15 protein-coding genes and 1 pseudogene are annotated in these 17,561 nt (G+C 30.0%); 12 read left to right on the top strand and 4 right to left on the bottom strand.

What is annotated here, in order from left to right:
• Positions 1 to 206, top strand: a 206-nt coding sequence (locus HMPREF2897_RS02020; protein WP_176744852.1) for a DNA/RNA non-specific endonuclease, incomplete at its 5' end; no start/stop codon positions are given.
• 12 nt (positions 207 to 218) lie between these two features.
• Complete coding sequence (locus tag HMPREF2897_RS02015; protein ID WP_070592547.1) at positions 219 to 713, top strand: TIGR01741 family protein; 495 nt, start codon at positions 219 to 221, stop codon at positions 711 to 713.
• A 438-nt stretch (positions 714 to 1,151) separates the two neighbouring features.
• On the opposite strand, the pseudogene HMPREF2897_RS13095 reads toward HMPREF2897_RS02015, so the two are convergent.
• From HMPREF2897_RS13095 to HMPREF2897_RS12075, 3 genes and pseudogenes are all read right to left on the bottom strand, one after another.
• Positions 1,152 to 1,787: pseudogene (locus tag HMPREF2897_RS13095) on the bottom strand (recombinase family protein).
• A gap of 91 nt (positions 1,788 to 1,878) precedes the next feature.
• A complete protein-coding gene (locus HMPREF2897_RS02010) occupies positions 1,879 to 2,655 on the bottom strand; it encodes a hypothetical protein (RefSeq protein WP_070592546.1) in 777 nt (258 codons plus the stop codon).
• A gap of 176 nt (positions 2,656 to 2,831) precedes the next feature.
• Entirely contained in the window at positions 2,832 to 2,927 is a 96-nt protein-coding gene (locus HMPREF2897_RS12075; RefSeq protein WP_002495983.1) for a type I toxin-antitoxin system Fst family toxin, read from the bottom strand.
• Positions 2,928 to 4,067: 1,140 nt separating this feature from the next.
• On the opposite strand from HMPREF2897_RS12075, the gene HMPREF2897_RS02005 reads away from it, so the two are divergent.
• The 4 genes from HMPREF2897_RS02005 to HMPREF2897_RS01990 all read left to right on the top strand — a co-directional run bounded on the left by HMPREF2897_RS02005 (position 4,068) and on the right by HMPREF2897_RS01990 (position 10,087).
• Entirely contained in the window at positions 4,068 to 5,387 is a 1,320-nt protein-coding gene (locus tag HMPREF2897_RS02005) for a poly-gamma-glutamate hydrolase family protein (RefSeq protein WP_070592542.1), read from the top strand.
• A gap of 332 nt (positions 5,388 to 5,719) precedes the next feature.
• On the top strand, positions 5,720 to 5,821 hold the full coding sequence (locus tag HMPREF2897_RS02000) for an SE2200 family small protein (RefSeq protein ID WP_002437978.1): 102 nt from the start codon (positions 5,720 to 5,722) through the stop codon (positions 5,819 to 5,821).
• Positions 5,822 to 6,018: 197 nt separating this feature from the next.
• Complete coding sequence (locus HMPREF2897_RS01995; RefSeq protein WP_070592541.1) at positions 6,019 to 8,352, top strand: CDP-glycerol glycerophosphotransferase family protein; 2,334 nt, start codon at positions 6,019 to 6,021, stop codon at positions 8,350 to 8,352.
• 190 nt (positions 8,353 to 8,542) lie between these two features.
• Positions 8,543 to 10,087 carry an NAD(P)H-binding protein gene (locus tag HMPREF2897_RS01990; RefSeq protein ID WP_070592540.1) on the top strand — a complete coding sequence of 515 codons (1,545 nt, stop codon included), beginning with the start codon at positions 8,543 to 8,545 and terminating at the stop codon, positions 10,085 to 10,087.
• A gap of 123 nt (positions 10,088 to 10,210) precedes the next feature.
• Here the strand turns inward: HMPREF2897_RS01990 and HMPREF2897_RS01985 are convergent, their stop codons facing one another.
• Complete coding sequence (locus tag HMPREF2897_RS01985; protein WP_002490478.1) at positions 10,211 to 11,680, bottom strand: alkaline phosphatase; 1,470 nt, start codon at positions 11,678 to 11,680, stop codon at positions 10,211 to 10,213.
• Positions 11,681 to 11,976: 296 nt separating this feature from the next.
• Here HMPREF2897_RS01985 and HMPREF2897_RS01980 point away from each other — a divergent pair, with 296 nt between their 5' ends.
• The 6 genes from HMPREF2897_RS01980 to HMPREF2897_RS01955 all read left to right on the top strand — a co-directional run bounded on the left by HMPREF2897_RS01980 (position 11,977) and on the right by HMPREF2897_RS01955 (position 17,322).
• Positions 11,977 to 12,156, top strand: coding sequence for a hypothetical protein (locus HMPREF2897_RS01980; protein ID WP_002475662.1), 180 nt, complete (start codon positions 11,977 to 11,979; stop codon positions 12,154 to 12,156).
• A gap of 30 nt (positions 12,157 to 12,186) precedes the next feature.
• On the top strand, positions 12,187 to 12,852 hold the full coding sequence (locus tag HMPREF2897_RS01975) for a response regulator transcription factor (protein WP_002475664.1): 666 nt from the start codon (positions 12,187 to 12,189) through the stop codon (positions 12,850 to 12,852).
• 5 nt (positions 12,853 to 12,857) lie between these two features.
• The gene (locus tag HMPREF2897_RS01970) at positions 12,858 to 13,754 is read left to right on the top strand and encodes a sensor histidine kinase (protein WP_002475631.1); all 897 of its coding nucleotides are present in this window, start codon (positions 12,858 to 12,860) and stop codon (positions 13,752 to 13,754) included.
• 110 nt (positions 13,755 to 13,864) lie between these two features.
• Positions 13,865 to 14,614, top strand: a complete 750-nt coding sequence (locus HMPREF2897_RS01965; protein ID WP_058703138.1) for an ABC transporter ATP-binding protein — start codon at positions 13,865 to 13,867, stop codon at positions 14,612 to 14,614.
• A 1-nt stretch (position 14,615) separates the two neighbouring features.
• Complete coding sequence (locus HMPREF2897_RS01960) at positions 14,616 to 16,628, top strand: ABC transporter permease (protein ID WP_070592539.1); 2,013 nt, start codon at positions 14,616 to 14,618, stop codon at positions 16,626 to 16,628.
• Positions 16,629 to 16,731: 103 nt separating this feature from the next.
• A complete protein-coding gene (locus tag HMPREF2897_RS01955) occupies positions 16,732 to 17,322 on the top strand; it encodes a DUF4064 domain-containing protein (RefSeq protein WP_020363892.1) in 591 nt (196 codons plus the stop codon).
• Positions 17,323 to 17,561 lie beyond the last annotated feature (239 nt).

The following is a 17,561-nucleotide window of genomic DNA, read 5'->3' as shown; positions in this document are numbered from 1 at the left end:
GTAAATACATCAACCGCTCATTTAAAGAGAACGGTCAATGGTATAAGATGGAGAAAGAATGGCAAAAATCAATTAAAAAGGGCAGAAAAGTAAAAAACATTAAGATTGAAGTTGAATATAAAGGTGGAAGTCAAAGACCAAGTGGTTTTTCAGTTGATTATGAAATAAATGGATATAATCAAACTAGATACATTAAGAATATATAGGATGAATAGAAAATGATTTTTGAAGAACAAGTAAGTAAGCTTTATAATGAAATCGCTAATGATGTCAGTGACATGATACCTGATAAATGGGAAAATATTTATTTAAAAGCATATGTAAATGATGAAAGTAGTGAAGTGTTTTTCTTTTACACTAAGAATAATGAGAATGAATTATATTATAGTGGAGATATCCCAAAGCTATATAATGTGTCTCCAGTTATATACAAAGATTTATTGATAGAGGTTCATGAAAAATTTATAAAATTAAGAGATGTCTTTAAAAAAGAAAATCAAGAACCATGGACATCATGTGAATTTGATTTTAGTAATGAAGGGAAATTGAATGTATCATTTGGATATATAGATTGGAAAAACTCAGATTTTGGACAATATGACCGGTTTAATTATTATAGATATAAAAAATTTGGTGTTCTACCTGAATTAGATTATACGAAAGAAGAAATTAAAGAAATAGACCAATACATTAAAGAACAAGAAGAAGAGTAAAATGAAGTGAAGAACGACTAAGCAATGTTAAAGTTGCTTAGTTTTCTTTTGATTACAGCGAATAGCAAATTTTACTACTAAATACATATAAAATATTTTAGAGAGAAAGCCAATATAGTATATACAAATACCGCATGAACAAGTGGATTGAACGTATCACAAAGGCCGGATTAAAGAAGTACATGCAGAATACCTAACACCTCATCAGATAGGACGTAATATATATGTGCAACGAACAGTAGGAAGAAAAGAACGATTGCCAGATGATGACAGCTATCATTTAATTACTCAAACATTCGGAGGTTCTATATACTTTAACAGTCGGTTGCTATAAAGAAGTGTATTAATCGTATATTAATGGGAAGAGGAATATAAAAAAAGGAGATTGTATTTTCTCTCTTTCTTGCTTTATTTTTAAAATATCATAATAGGTGATTATCATTTATTTTGGGAGGCATTGAAGAAACGTTTATAAAACCAAAACAATATCGTAATTCTATAAACTGTTAGCCTTGTTAAATTAACCTCTTTCGCAATTTTACTAATTGCTTGGCTTTCTTCTAACATTTCTACAACACGATGATAAATAATATATTTTTGAGGATCTTTACAATTCGGCGAATAAAGTAATGAACGGCCTTTATATAGCCCTTTGTCTTTCGCGACTTTAATACATTGTGCTTGTCAACGTTTACTTCATTTCGTTCTTGTTCTGAAACCATTGCTCATATATGAATGAGTAGATTTTTCATGAATTTATCTAATAATGAATTGCTAATCTCATCATTCATCATAGGTATGCTAGTAATCATTAATTAAACTTATTTGTCTTTTAAATAATTAACTGTCTTGATCACTTCATCGTAATTAAGGCCTAAACGATCAAATGACTACACTACAACCTCATCTTCCACCCTCACAAAACTAAGAAATTATTGAAATAACAATCTATTTTTAATAGATTCCCCAGACTGTTTTTCTGTAAATGTTTTTCGCACCAAACGTTTTTAAATTATCCAGTTGTCTTTTTAAATTTTGATCCATGGATAATACCCTCGCATAGCCAACATTTATTTTCATACCATAATTAATATTACACCCAAATCATACGTTTGAGTCATTATAAATTCAACAACTATATCAGTATGATTAGGGTTTACTTAAATCAGTCACTTAACATATCTTTATATTCTTCTTCTGTATAAAATTTGATAGCTAATTGTTCTAAGCCTTTTAACTGAAAAAATTCATTATATAATCCGTTTATTTTGATTTTATTTCCTTTCAGTTTATATGCTAAAATTCTATATTCTTTTTGATTGGCATATTTATTAGATTTACAAAAACTAACTTTAACAATATCTTCAAATGTCAGTTCTTCCTTATTTTCTATTTTATAAAATAGTGGATGTTTCTCATTGAAGTATTCAACAATATCCCCTTTAAAAAATATATCATTTTCTGAAAAGTATTTAAGTAACCTATTTTTAAAGTGCTCAAAATCAATAGTTATATAAATATTTCTATTATCAAGTATACCATTTATTTCATTTATGAATTTCTGCGACAGCCTATAAATACCATCATACATCTTCACTAAATCGCTTTCTCTTATTATAGAAAAGCAACAAATTTTAAAATCTTTATTTATATTCGGAGTATTTTTGAATATGACTTCTTTTAGATTTACCTTATTAATTTGGACATATGGATCATCTAAATGTTGGAAATACATTTCTATTGAATCTTCTGAACTATTTATATTCACCCACTTATCAGAAATAACTCCTTCAAGTTCATCTCCTATATCTTCATGTTCAATTTTTTGAAAAGTTTTAAGACTATTAAAATATAAATAATCATTTTCAAAATCTTTGCTATATTTAGGTGATATAAATTTTAAAACACCTATAATTCTGTTTTCACCTTCTATTATATTCAAATTGAAATCACATCCATTATGTTTATTTGTCTTTCTTACGTTAGATTGTATAGTTTTGCATTCCTATCCACTATGATGTTATAATATATTTAACAAGAATATCTGCATTTGATGCACCAAACCCCTCACTACTGAGAATAGTGAGGGGCTTTTTGGTGTGGCTTAGTCGCCTAATTTTACTTATCATCACGTTTGCGAAGCCAATACGCAAAGAATGTGACAATGCAACCACTTGCTGCCGTGGTCATGATGTGAACAAGAATATCTGTCATTTTCTGCACCTCCTCTCTGCGTCTAAATATGACGCCTGAGAGATAGGCGACTCTAGTATTATACCATCTGTAAATATACAAGCATATCTACTTCCGATAAGTTATTTTATGTAATGATAGGAGGTTTATTTCTTTGATATTCAAAGACAAAAGAGATACTTTATAAGTATTCAAATCTCTGAGTCGCTATTTTTCTTAATATTAAGCACCGTTAATAAAAACTCTATTTCCCTTTGACTTTATTTATAGCTCGAGCTGACACTCGAGTGAAACCCCAAATAGCCTTCATAATTTCCAAAATAGGTTCTACCCAATATTCTATGACTATAGTTTTTCATTTCTAGTTAAGAAAGGTTTTAATTAGTTTGAATTTTAAAGTATTCCTAATTATCATTTTTCATGATTTTCTTATTTGTTATGAACCCGGTTTTATGTATAGACCTCTCAAAGAACATGCTAAACAATCATCACATTTTTTTATATTAAAATCACATTTAAATCCATTTCTACCATTTCGATTTACATATCATTAAAATCTATTTTTTTACTATTAAGACATATAGATTAGTTAAGATCACAATTGGGTTTCGTTCCAAAAATTTTATTAACATATCGCGATATATTTTTGAGTAGTTCTAACATAACTTCCCATTGATAGCGTAAGCTTTTAAGTTGAGGCTTGTTATAATTTTTATACGCAAGAAGCCCTCTGTTAATTTAATTTGGTGGTATTTATTAAAATTATATGAAGGTGTCTTATTTTTTAAGTATTTAAAAGCGAAATTGCATGTTAATACTTAGTATTTATGCCGAGACTCCTAAGCAAGTAGTGCTAATTGTTGAAAGAGATTGAGATAGCACACTAGAAAAGTGGGTTATTCAATATGAAATATTGCATAAATAGAGAATGGCAGTAAGATAACTTTCAATTGAAAATATCTTATTGCTTTTTTAAGGATTTGTATCTTAAACTCTTTGTTTTTGTTTAAAAAATTTTTTTAGTGAAAATATTTAGTAATATCAATATTCTAAAAATATTGATATGATAAAAAACATTCCACAACTTAATAAAAAATATTGATTTTTTGCACAAATAAGTTAGTATAATTTTTATATTAATAATTCATAAGGAGAATTGATATGAAAGTCAAAAGTATTTCACGGTTCTTTTCAATGAAGAAAGTGACGCTAAGTTTCGTTACCGTATTTATTGGAGTAGGGACAATAGGTTCATTTAATCAGTATGCTGATGCAAGTACGAAAACGCAACAAACACATGTAACTAAGACATCTCCAACTCAAAAGACGACGTCCAATTTTAAACGTTCAGTTAAAGATACGGTTGTTAAATCTAGAGCTACATCAACAAAAAGAGCTATATCACCCAAAACGTCATCAACTAAAAAAACTACAACAGCCAAAAAATCTACAACATTAAATAAAACGCGTACAACAACCAAGACTCAGCCTACCATTCGTAAGAGTTCAACAACTTCAACACGTTCAAAAACAATGCCTACTTCTGTGAAACGCACAACTTCTCATAAAGCAACTACTGTGTCGCCAACTTCTAAAGCTAAAATATCAACAAAAACACAACAATCAACTAAAAGTCATACAACTTCAGTTAAAAAAAACACTACACAACTTAGTAAAACAAAATCACCGTCAGTATCAACAAAATCTAAAACAGTTCAATCCTCTACGACAAAGGCACAACCTACTTTAACGACTCAAGTTAGTACAACTACAAAAGCAAAGCAACTTTCAACGTCACCTACTTCTAAAATCAGTAGTAGTAAAGAATTAGTGGGAGTGGCACCTGCTGAACGTAAAACAGATAAATATCAATCGATGACACAGTTAGAAAAAGAAACAACTGAAGGTGTAGACTGGAGAAAAGATACAAAAAACACTGGGAATCAAGTACTCATTGTTGCTCCACATGGTGGAAGTATTGAACAAGGTACAACAGAATTAACTAAAGCATTAGCGGATAAAGGGAATTATGATTATTATTCATTTGAAGGCATTAGACCTAAAAATAACTCTGAATTACATGTTACGTCTACTCATTATGATGATCCGACATTAAATCAAAAGATTAAAAACCGTACTGCAACTGTTTCAATTCATGGCGCATCAGGTACTGAGGAGATTATCTATCTTGGCGGACCTCGTTCAGATTTGAGAAATGCTATAGAGAAGCAACTTGTTGGACGTGGATTTACTGTTAAAGTTCCACCAGAGTATCTAGGCGGTCAAAATAATAAAAACTTCATTAATAGAGAAGACAATAACACTGGCGTTCAGTTAGAATTAACGACTGCTTTAAGAAAAGTATTCTTTAAAAATGGAGATACTAGTACAAAAAATCGTACCAACAAAGAAAATTGGACACCAACAATGGAGGCATTTATTAATGCATTGTATGAAGGTATCAATCAAACGTATTCATAAAATATTTTTAATAAATGATAAACAACAATATCTTACTTAAAAAATCTTGATAAGAACGAGATGTTTTAAGATTATGTTATATTTTATAGTTCTTAATCTATGGTAAGAGTAACAATTTGATTTGAAATGGTATAAGAATAAATCGTAACTTCAGTTGTAAAATAAATCTATGTAGTTTCAAAATTAATAATGAATTTTAGAAAATAAGGGAAAAATTACGTTAATTTGAAATTCAAGTTTTTAAAAATAACTATAAAACGTGTATAATAGTAATTAACTATTGAACATTTTGTTTGTTCAAGAACCGCATCTTTGAAAGGAGTGTTATTAAGATGAAAAAATTAGCAGTTATTTTAGCATTAGCTGGTGCAGCGTTCTATGGTTTCAAAAAATACCAAAATCATGTAAACCAAGCTCCAAACATTGAATATTAAGATTCACTAATGATAATTATATGAAGACACGACTAGGTCGATTGCGACCATGTCGTGTCTTTTTTAATTTTAAAATTCAAAATTATTTTAATTATATACAAAGTAGATAAAATTCCAAATATTAAGTATAATATCTTTCGCGAGTTCTACATATTAAAGATGAAATAATTTAATGTATTTGGGAAGTGAGATATTAAATGAAGATTAACATATTTGGATATAATATCTTCGCCAAGGGCGGAACATCAAGAAGTAATATTAACTTAGTGAAAAGCTTATTAGAAATTGGACATGAGGTACACTACTTTAATTATAAGAACTATAATAAAAGTGATATCACAAAACTAATTATTTACGAAGGGTTGAGCACAAAGCATCTTCATATTTATCAATTTAATAGTGGAAAAGAACTTGCTCATGGAGACCTACTTATAATTACTAGAGAAACCTTTTTTAATCATGCATATTTAGTTAAAAAATTAAATAGCAAGATTAAGATTGTTGGTGAAATACATGGTCCATTGGAATATATTAATGAGAATATAGATTTAGCATTAGACTGTATTGATTGTGTTCGAGTGAGTACAGCTAGAATCAAAAATGAGTTTATAGCTAAATATGACTATCATCGGGTTTTTAATCAATACGTAAATGCACAACATATCGATTTAAAATCAGAGCCAATAAATACTAAACGAAATTTTTTAATTAAAGCACGTTTTGAGGACGAAGTTAAAGATATTTCATATATTATTAAATTGTTTAATTACATCATTAAAAACCAAATTGTTGACGATGCTCAACTTTATTTAATAGGATATGGTCCTTCAGAAATGCTTTACAAAAATTTGATAAATTACTATCATCTTAATGATTATATTCATATTAATGAAAAAGAACCACAGAGTTATATTTATATATCTAGTTCACCATATGAAACACTCGGCTATTCTATATTAGAAACGATTGCACAGGGGAATAAAGCTCTAGTTTACTATGGTGATGATAACGTGTTAAAGGATATCTATGCACCATATGAAGCGATACGTTTTTTAACCAAAGATATGATTAAAGATAGTAAAATAATTAAAGACTTTCTAGACTATAAATATAGTCACTGTGATCGACAAAAAGATTATCGACAGTTGGAAAGTACGTTTAAATGCATTAACTATGGACAGGAATTTTTAAATCATGTTGAAACTTTTTCTTCATCTCAACATGTAAAAGTGAAGAAAATTCATCAACATCTCGTTAGTGAAAAACAAATAGATATAGCAAGTCGTTTAAAAGAAAGTCGTTGGATGAATTTAATTAGAAAAAATAAATATTTATTTAATAAATGTAAAACGTACTATGAAAAAAGAAAGCATATGAGCTATATCAAAAATTTAAATCAAATACCTGTAGACGCAGACTCAATATTTATAGAGTCTTTCCATGGTAAGAATTTCAGTGGAGATCCTAAATATATTGCTCTCGCTATTAAGAGACAGTATGCTCATAAAAAAAGATATGTGAGTTCAACCAATTCACTTGTTGATATGGAAATCAAACGTTACGGTTTTACACCCGTTAGATTTGGAAGCGAGAAGTATATTAAAACGTTTAGAAAGTGTAAGTATGTTTTTATCAATGGTAACTCATGGGATAAAGTGTACAAGTCTTCAGATCAGATATTTATTCAAACGTGGCACGGTTTTCCATTAAAGAAAATGGTTAATGATTTAAATGAACAGCATGAAAGACAACAACAACTAGAGGCATTCATACCACGCATGAAAAAATGGGATTATATTTTGACATCATCAGATATTAATACGACGTTGTTAGAATCAGCCTTTATGCTAAATAAAAATCCAAATCTTAAAGTTCTAGAATACGGCGCACCTAAGAATGAATATTTAATAAATAATAATAATTTACAAGAGCGCCAGCAGTTACAGCTTAAATATATGTATAAGATAGATGATGATAAAAAATATATATTATATTGTCCCACTTGGAGGGGAAATCAAAGAAAAGAAGTCACTCAGATTAATTTAAAAGATTTACTTAAATATTTACCAGAGAATTACGAGATTATTGTGAAACTTCATCCTAATGAAAGTCATTTAAGAACTAGATATAATCAAATAGATAATCGAATTCACTGTTACTTCAATGAACTTGTTGATATTCAAGAACTGTATATTCTGAGTGAATGTATGATTACAGATTACTCGTCGACCATTTTTGACTATATACATTTAAACAAGCCGGTGTTTATTCTTCAAGAAGACGAGCAACAATATAAACAAAGTGTTGGTTTTTATTTTGATTTGTTTGAAGTGGGTGATTTTCTTAAAGCCTCTTTAAATGAACGCATGTTAGCTAAACAAATTTGTAGCACTGATTATATAAATTATTCAAAAGTTGTTCATCGTTTGATGAAACAAGATAGTTCGAAAAGCAGTGAAAAGTTAATGACCAAAATTCTTGGGGAACCAGAATATCCACGTTCATCAATCTGCAAACAACAGATTTCTTAAAGAAAGTTGTTATTTACTGGGAAATAATATAAGTATGGGTACTTTGAGACAAGAATCATGTGAATCTTGTCTCAGTTTCATATTTTTGGGTAAACATTTAACATATAGCAATGATAACCAATACAAATTTAATAAGTATACAATCTAACTATTTTTCTAGAACATTAAAACACATTCTAAGGGGGAGTATATGTCTAAAATTTTACTAACTGGTGCATCAGGTTATATTGGTAGCCATCTCAAGAATAAATTAAAAAAAGATCATGAAGTGATAGCTATATCGAGAAAAACTCATAATAAAACGGATGAAGAAAATGTCACGTGGAAGTCAGCAGACTTATTTGATTTGGACGAAATTACAAAAGTAATGAAAGATGTAGATACAGCGATTTATTTAGTACACTCTATGATGCCATCAGCAAAATTAACGCAGGCTAGCTTCGAAGATATGGATGTATTGTTAGCGGATAATTTTGCGCGTGCGGCTCAAAAGCAGGGTGTTAAGCATATTGTCTACATGAGTGGTTTAATACCAGAAAATGATGAGCTATCTGCGCATTTAAGAAGTCGACTTGAATGTGAAAAAATTCTTGGTGATTACGGTATACCAGTTAGCACATTACGTGCAGGTTTAATTATTGGTGCAAAAGGAAGTTCTTATCCAATTCTTAAAAGACTAGTTGAGAGATTGCCAGCAATGGTTTTGCCTAGTTGGGCTTACAATAAAATTGCACCTGTTGCCATTGACGATGTGATAGATGGTTTAGCAGCATTGGTGAATCGAACACCCAAAGATAACGAAGCAATTGATATCACAGGTCCTGAAGTGATGAATTATAAAACGCTGATACAGCGCACAGCTAACGTACTTGATAAGCGACTACCTATGCTTGATTTACCTATTATACCCATTATCGTAAGTCGTTATTGGGTACAACTGATTTCAAATGTACCGAAAGAAATGGTATATCCATTAATGAATAGTTTGATTCACGATATGGTACCACATCGAAAACGCGTTGTGTCTAACTTGTCCGTAGGAAATATCACCTTTGAAGATAGTGTGAAAAGAGCACTAAGAGAAGAACAAAAGACTTCTAAGAAAAAGTCGGATTCGAAAAATTCTCAATCATTTGGGCGTATGCATCAAGAAATTAAAGATGTACGAGCCATTACACGATTTAAAATTCCGGAAGGTTATTCGATTGAAGATGTGACTAAAGAATATGCAAAATTCATCAATAATATCACACTACATCTCGTTAAAGGTACGATAAATGAGCGAGAATTTAATATGAATTTGCCCTGCATTAATAAATTTATTTTAAAAATGGAACGTGATGAAGCTAACTCTACAGAAGATATGGTGGTATTTAATATTGTGGGTGGCGATTTAGCACATTCAAATGATGGTGGAAATGCACGCTTTGAATTCCGAAGAATAAGAAACACCAATGAGGGTATTATTGCTTTACAAGAATATGAACCTACATTACCTTGGGTAGTATATAAACTAACTCAAGCTAAAGCACACAAGACTGTTATGAATATTTTTAAAAATAAGATGGCACGTTTAGCACAGCAAAAAAATGTGAAAGATGAAAAGAATATGTCTAATCGTGTAACTATTGGAGTAACAGTAGCATCAACGTTCGTTATTGGAAGCGCAGTAGGGTTCCAACTTTTTAAAAAGTATCAAATCAAAAAGAGCACAATGTCGAATGCAGAATTATAAGCGATTTATATTTAATAGTTATTACATCTTATGTGCATAAAATATATTATTTACTTGATAAAGGGACAGTGGTCATAATGACGACTGTCCCTTTCTTAATTATATTAAATTTAAACTTTATAACTAATTTTGATTTGATGTTACATTGTTTCCGAAAAAGTCAAATATGTTTTTAGCGTTTTGGGTATTTTCCATATTCCCTTTGAATTTATTAGAACCTGGCCCATATGCATATGTGTTAACATCTACACCTGTATGGCCATTGGTTGTCCAACCTGTGTGTGAAGCATCGTTAATTGGTTTTTGAATTGCATTTTGTAATTTTGTTGTTTGTTCTACAACTTTTTCGTCTTTGTCATCTTTACCTTCTTTTTGTAGTTTGTGAAGGTCGTCTGCTGCTTTTTTGACTTTATCGAGTTGTTTGTTTGGAAAATCAATGCCGTATCCATCTTTAATTACTTTTTCAGGATCTTTTCCATCAGCGATTTGTTTTGTCATATACATTCCAGAATGTTTCATCTTGTGAATAGCCTCTGGATTCCATTTATAATCTTTACCTTTTGCGGTTGATAGACCACCAGTTGAGTGGTCTGCAGTTGCTACAACAAGTGTATCTTTATGTGTCTTTGCATAATTAATAGCATTATCAAAAGCTGTTTCGAAACCAGACATTTCAGACATCACACCAGTGATATCATTAGGGTGGGCAGCTTTATCAATTGAGGCACCCTCAACCATTAAAAAGAATCCCTTATTATTTTTACTTAATTTATTTAGTGCACTATTTTGCATGTCTACTAGCAACGGATTAGATTGTGGTGCATCTATTTGTAATGGCATATCTTTTTCTGAGAAAGTACCTAAGACTTGCTTGCTTTGTGATTGATTTAATTCATCTTTATTAGAAACGATATCATAACCGTCTTTTTTGAATTTTTTCGCTAAATTTTTATTTTCTTTACCGAAGTATTTTGCTCCGCCACCTAACATCACATCGACTTTATGTTTGCCATTTATTTTATCATTATAAAATTGCTGTGCAATTTCATCTTTTTTATCGCGTGAATCTATATGAGCAGCATATACAGCAGGTGTTGCATCAGTAAGTTCAGCAGTAGTTACTAAACCAGTTGATTTTCCTTGTTCTTTAGCTTGTTCTAGCACAGATTTAATTGGTTTTTTATTTGTATCAACACTAATTGCACCGTTATATGTTTTGTGACCGGTACTAAAAGCTGTTCCTCCAGCAGCAGAGTCTGTAACATTTTCTTTAGGATCATTAGAATAAGTACGATTTGTTCCTTTTAGATATTTATCAAAAGCGGTTGGAGTCATTTTCTTAGCACCAGGCTTATTTTTATAATAGCGATATGCAGTGTTAAAAGAAGGTCCCATACCATCGCCAACCATGAAGATGACATTTTTTGGATTTTTTGTGTTGCCGAAAGCAATGGCTTCGTTTTGTGTTTGCTTAGTTTGAGCACCTTGTTCTGAGCTGCCTGAAGCATAGGATACGTTCACTGTACTTAAAACGGATGCTGCTACGATTGATGAAGCAAGCGTCGTCTTGCCCATTTTATTCATAAATTTCATAAATAAATTGCCTCCCAATATGTATGATAATTTAAGTATAAAAGACAAACTTTGATTGAGAGTTAGTTTTTAGTAAATATAATGTAAAGTAATATTATTTTTACATATTATAAAATTTTATCACTTAAATAAAATGTATGGCTCTATATTCTATGCCCTTTTATATCTCTCAAAGTGATAATATTGTTAAAATAATACCATCATGTCAATGTATTTCTTATTAATAAACATGTAAAATAATCTATAATAGGTATCATAATTATTGGGAGTTAGAGACCCTAGGAGAAGGTGAGACAATGATATTTGTAATGTTATCTCCAATATTAATTATTTTGTTTATTGTACTAAGCGTATTAGAAGAAAAACGTAGAAAGAAAAATTCAAAAGAACAAAATTTGAATCATGTAGAACAGCAACAAGCTGATTATATCGACAAAGAACAACAGCAAAATAAAAATTCAGATGATGATAAATAAGAGTGAAAAGATAGTGAAAGGTGAACATATATGAAGATTTTCATTGTAGAAGACGATTTAGTGATTGCTGAAAGTTTAGCTAATGAGCTATCTAAATGGAATTATGAGGTTCATGTGGTTGATAATTTTGAAAAGATAATGGAAGATTTTCGCAGAGTAGAACCACAACTCGTATTATTAGATATCAATCTACCAACCCTTAATGGCTTCCATTGGTGCCAAGAAATACGAAAAGTATCTCGTGTGCCTATTATGTTTATTAGTTCAAGAACAGATAATATGGATCAAATTCTGGCTATTCAAATGGGTGGCGATGATTTTATCGAGAAACCATTTAACTTGTCTTTAACAGTAGCTAAAATTCAGGCACTATTGCGTCGCACTTATGATTTATCAATAGCTCGTGATGAAATAGCTGTTAAAGGTTGTAAACTAATTGTTGATGAGGCGAAGCTTAGCAAGGATAATGAACATGTTCAACTTTCCTTAACAGAGCTACAGATATTAAAATTGTTATTTCAAAATGAAAATAAATATGTAAGTCGTACAGCTTTAATTGAGAAATGTTGGGAGTCTGAGAATTTTATTGATGACAATACGCTAGCAGTAAATATGACGCGATTACGAAAAAAATTACTTTCTATCGGTGTCGATAATTTAATTGAGACAAAGAAAAATGTAGGATACAGGGTTTGAGACATATGAAGTTTGCATATATTCAATCGATTCGTAATGAGATTTCAATTATTTTAATAATTCTATTATTTTTTGCACTTATATTTTATGTATTTTCTTTACCTTTTGATGCATACGTACTAGCAATCAGTATCATATTACTATTGATGTGTGTACGTTGGTGGATAAAGTATTTAAATTTTAAAAAGAACGAACATCTTAAAGATAAAGTGGCATATTTAGAACATGAGTTAGCACATGTTAAGAATCAGCAAATTGAATATCGTAATGATGTTGAAAGTTATTTTTTAACATGGGTACATCAAATTAAAACACCTATCACTGCCTCACAATTACTTTTGGAGAGAAACGAGGAGAATGTAGTTAATCGTGTTAGACAAGAAATTGTGCACATTGATAATTATACAAGCCTCGCATTAAGTTATTTAAAATTATTAAATGAAGAGTCAGATATGACAATTACCAAAGTGACAGTTGATGATTTGATTCGCCCGTTGATTTTAAAATATAGAATTCAGTTTATTGAACAAAAGACGCAAATCCATTATGAAAAAAGTGAGGACATCATTTTAACCGATACACAATGGGCTTCTATAATGATAGAGCAACTTTTAAATAATGCTTTAAAATATGCTAAAGGTAAAGATATATGGATAGATTTTGATGTTGCCAATCAAACTCTACAGATTAAAGATAATGGTATTGGGATTAGTAAAGCAGATATTCCTAAAATTTTTGATAAAGGATACTCAGGATTTAACGGTAGATTGAATGAACAATCAACAGGTATAGGTTTATTTATAGTGCAACACATTGCAAATCATTTAAATATACAAGTAACTGTACAATCAGAGTTAAATCAGGGGACAGTATTTTTTATACATTTTACTAAAGAAAAATAATAAACTTTCAAAATTGTAAGTTTGCCAATGATATTTGTAAGATATTATGAATGTTATTGGCATTCTTTTTATTTTATGATGTAGTAGAAAGGGAGAAAGGAGTTTGCATAGTGTTATTAGAGGTTAAAAATGTAAAAAAGGTCTTTGGCAGAGGTATGAACACGACAATAGCTTTAAATCAAATGAACCTTGAAATTGATGAAAATGAATTTGTAGCAATCATGGGTGAGTCAGGTTCAGGTAAATCTACATTACTCAATTTAATTGCTACTTTTGATTGTACAACTGAAGGATTAATAAAGTTAGACGGGTTGCCACTTAATCAATTGAAGCATAAAGACATTGCACGCTTTCGCAGAGAAATGATGGGATTTGTGTTTCAAGATTTTAATGTGTTGAATACGATGTCGAACAAAGATAATATTTTGATGCCTCTTGTACTTGCAAATGAACGTCCGAAAATAATGCAAAAACGCTTAACGGAAATAAGTGAACAATTAGGAATTGAAGACTTGCTTGAAAAATATCCGTCTGAAATATCTGGGGGACAAAGACAACGGATAGCTATAGCCCGTGCGTTGATAGCACGACCTAAATTATTATTAGCTGATGAACCCACTGGTGCACTTGATTCAAAAACCTCTAAAAACCTTATGTGTTTATTTCGAAAAATTAATCAAAAGCATCAAACTATATTAATGGTGACACATTCAAATATTGACGCGTCATATGCGAACCGTGTCATCTTTATCAAAGATGGTCGTTTATATCATGAGATTTATCGTGGTGAAGAATCGCAAACAGATTATCAAAAGCGTATTGCCGATAATTTGGCCATATTGAATGGAGTAGGTGACTAATATGACTTTCAAGATTTTGTGGAAAATGATTAAACAAAATTTTGTTAATCAACGTCATATCATTGTTCCGTTTATTAGCGTAATAAGTATTTTATTCGGTATTGAATACATATTGTTATCGTTAACCACTAACATGTATTTTAATGAGCATCATCCTGAATTAAAAATATCTGCGATGATTGGAATAGTGTTTATGACGATGTTATTATTCATATTTTTAATTTATGCAAATCACTTTGTTATGAATCGTAGGAAAAAGGAATTTGCCTTAAATATGGTTCTTGGCATGGAGAAAAAACATCTAAGACTCATCATCTTGATTGAACTTCTCATTCAATTTATTATATCTGCAATATTGAGCATTGTTGGAGGTTACTTATTTGGTGAGCTCTTTTTTATGTTATTTAATAAACTAGTTAATACGCATCAACCTCAGTTGTCAGATTATCCATTTGATGTTTTGTCAATGAAAATCACATTAACCATGCTATTCAGTTTGATGATCATATTGTTTGTTATTAACAATTTTAAAATATCATTTAAAAACTCCTTACAGTTACTGCTTAAAAATAAAAGTAAGACACATGAAAAGTCCCGTGTACTGTTAATAATATTTTTAATTTTAGGATTAATTTTTATAGGAATGGGCTATTATTTAGCTATAAAACCTAACACGGCTATCGGTTCCTTGGGGATTATATTTTTTGCGATTTTGTCAACGCTTATCGGTACCTATTTGCTTTTTGTTAGCTTAGGGTCAATAGTTTTAGAAATGTTACAAAAATTAGATCATTATTATTATAAACCCAATCATTTTTTCTTTATTGCAGGACTTAAATCACGCGTAAAATCTAGTGCGATTGGTTTAGCTACGATTTCATTTATGTGTACATTTCTGATTGTTACGTTAAGTATGACAGTCTCAACTTATAGAAATATGGATCACAGGTTTGAATTTGCATTTAAAAATGATTACGCAGGTTATTATATTGGTGATTTTCATAAAAATAGCAAAATTCAACGTAAGATAGAAAATTTAAAAAAAGATATTCGCCAAGAAGTTCCAACTGGTCAATTTAAAATTTATGCACGAGGTATGGTGGGAGCTGAATTGCAGGGAGGCTTAAAACATAAAAAGCTAAAAAGACAAACTGTATCGAGTGGTTTATTTAATTTTGGAAATAAGCGAAAATTCAACTCTTTTATTTCTATATATAATAAAAGTGATTACAATAAAAACAATAAAAAAATAAAATTAGATGATGATGAAATTGCAATTAGTACAAGTGTGTCATTATTTAAAAAAATGAAAACGCTCAATATATTCGGGAAAACATACAGAGTTAAATATATTGAGTCTACAAATATGGATAACTTACTCTATGCAGATGGTATAACTTTAATTGTGAATCAACAACAACTGATGGATCGTATTGTTAATGAATATCGTAATCATAATGATGAAAATTTAATCATCACTCCTAATCAAGTACAAACTGCCGTTGAATTTAATGTATTAAAAGAAAAGGATAAGTTGAATCATCGCATTAAGAAAATAGGGGTTCAACATGATATTGAATTTCAAGTGAAAAAACAAAATCTATTGATGTGGAAACAAGTCAACTCAAGTTTAGTTTTTGTTGGAAGTGTTGTATCTCTAGTTTTATTGATAGGTATATTTCTTATGATGTATTATAAACAAGTTTCAGAAGGGCATGAAGATAGAGATGCATATATAACGATGAAACAACTTGGATTAGATGAAAATTTAATCAAAAAAACAATTAATAAACAAGTAATATGGGTATTTCTCATTCCTGTAATTGTTGCAATTATACATACGTTAGCTGCTTTTCGCATCATATACTCTGTATTAGGAATCGTTGGTCAATATGACTTGGGACTATATGCTACAAGTTATGTAGGAGTGATAGTTGTATTTATTATTTTTTATTCAATGATGTACTGGATTACTTCTAGAATTTATTATACGATGATAAACGGTAAGCATTAATATTTATATATTTTAAGAAAGATAAATTACAATATATCTAATTTAATGCATATGTTTAAAAAAATTAGGGAATTAAATGAATAGGTGAAAAGGAGGAACAAGAATGATACAACGTAAAGGTGAATTAATACTTTCATGGATTGGCAATGGATTACATCTGTTGTATGTATTTTTAATAGGCATATTTTTCATAATGACACAAACAAGTGATTTTAAAAATGGGATGATTCAAGGATTTATAGAAGAAAATCCGGGGGAATATGATTTAGCATACCAAACTTATAATTTGATGTTAGGTTTAGGTGTTGTTTTAATTATTGTACTTCTCATTTTATTAATTGTATCAATAGTTGCCGCTATTTTAATTGGCAAAAATGCAAAAGTATCAGGAATATTACTCGTTATTACAGGAATCATTGGTCTCTTTTTAAGTTTTATGGCTGGTGTCTTATGGTTAATAGCAGGTATCATGCTTTTAGTACGTAAACCACAAACACAAAATGACCAAATCAATTCTCAATATAGTAATGACATACATTCACATGTTGTTCCAGAAGAAAAGAAACGTGAACAACAACAATATAATATGAATGAACCACATATTGGTCAACCATCAACATCTCATCATGATCACGCATTGAATGATCAAAATAAACGAGAAAACCATAATCATGATAATCAACCATACAAATAGTACAAACGTATTAAAGGTTGGATACTTATATCATATGTTTTAATGTTTGAAACTTTTATTATAAATAAATGAATTGAAAAATGCTTGTTGCTGACTGTTTCGTATCATAGTCAGTTGCAAGGGAGCGAGACGACGAATCTGAAAAGAATCGGTCTCGCTTTTTTAGTATAAAAATTTAATTATTATTTTAAAATGATAAAGTGATTTCTATAGTTAAATTTAGTGAGAGGATACTTTAA

The organism is Staphylococcus sp. HMSC065D05, assembly GCF_001813195.1.
GTDB classification, from domain to species: domain Bacteria; phylum Bacillota; class Bacilli; order Staphylococcales; family Staphylococcaceae; genus Staphylococcus; species Staphylococcus epidermidis.
Note: the sequence above shows the minus strand (reverse complement) of the source record. Positions and strands in the feature narration are given on the sequence as shown.

Excerpts from the sequence above, each read along its gene's own strand:
- HMPREF2897_RS02015 (WP_070592547.1), top strand. The coding sequence starts at position 219 with ATGATTTTTGAAGAACAAGTAAGTAAGCTTTATAATGAAATCGCTAAT.
- HMPREF2897_RS12075 (WP_002495983.1), bottom strand. The coding sequence starts at position 2,927 with ATGACAGATATTCTTGTTCACATCATGACCACGGCAGCAAGTGGTTGC.
- HMPREF2897_RS02005 (WP_070592542.1), top strand. The coding sequence starts at position 4,068 with ATGAAAGTCAAAAGTATTTCACGGTTCTTTTCAATGAAGAAAGTGACG.
- HMPREF2897_RS02000 (WP_002437978.1), top strand. The coding sequence starts at position 5,720 with ATGAAAAAATTAGCAGTTATTTTAGCATTAGCTGGTGCAGCGTTCTAT.
- HMPREF2897_RS01995 (WP_070592541.1), top strand. The coding sequence starts at position 6,019 with ATGAAGATTAACATATTTGGATATAATATCTTCGCCAAGGGCGGAACA.
- HMPREF2897_RS01990 (WP_070592540.1), top strand. The coding sequence starts at position 8,543 with ATGTCTAAAATTTTACTAACTGGTGCATCAGGTTATATTGGTAGCCAT.
- HMPREF2897_RS01985 (WP_002490478.1), bottom strand. The coding sequence starts at position 11,680 with ATGAAATTTATGAATAAAATGGGCAAGACGACGCTTGCTTCATCAATC.
- HMPREF2897_RS01980 (WP_002475662.1), top strand. The coding sequence starts at position 11,977 with ATGATATTTGTAATGTTATCTCCAATATTAATTATTTTGTTTATTGTA.
- HMPREF2897_RS01975 (WP_002475664.1), top strand. The coding sequence starts at position 12,187 with ATGAAGATTTTCATTGTAGAAGACGATTTAGTGATTGCTGAAAGTTTA.
- HMPREF2897_RS01970 (WP_002475631.1), top strand. The coding sequence starts at position 12,858 with ATGAAGTTTGCATATATTCAATCGATTCGTAATGAGATTTCAATTATT.
- HMPREF2897_RS01960 (WP_070592539.1), top strand. The coding sequence starts at position 14,616 with ATGACTTTCAAGATTTTGTGGAAAATGATTAAACAAAATTTTGTTAAT.
- HMPREF2897_RS01955 (WP_020363892.1), top strand. The coding sequence starts at position 16,732 with ATGATACAACGTAAAGGTGAATTAATACTTTCATGGATTGGCAATGGA.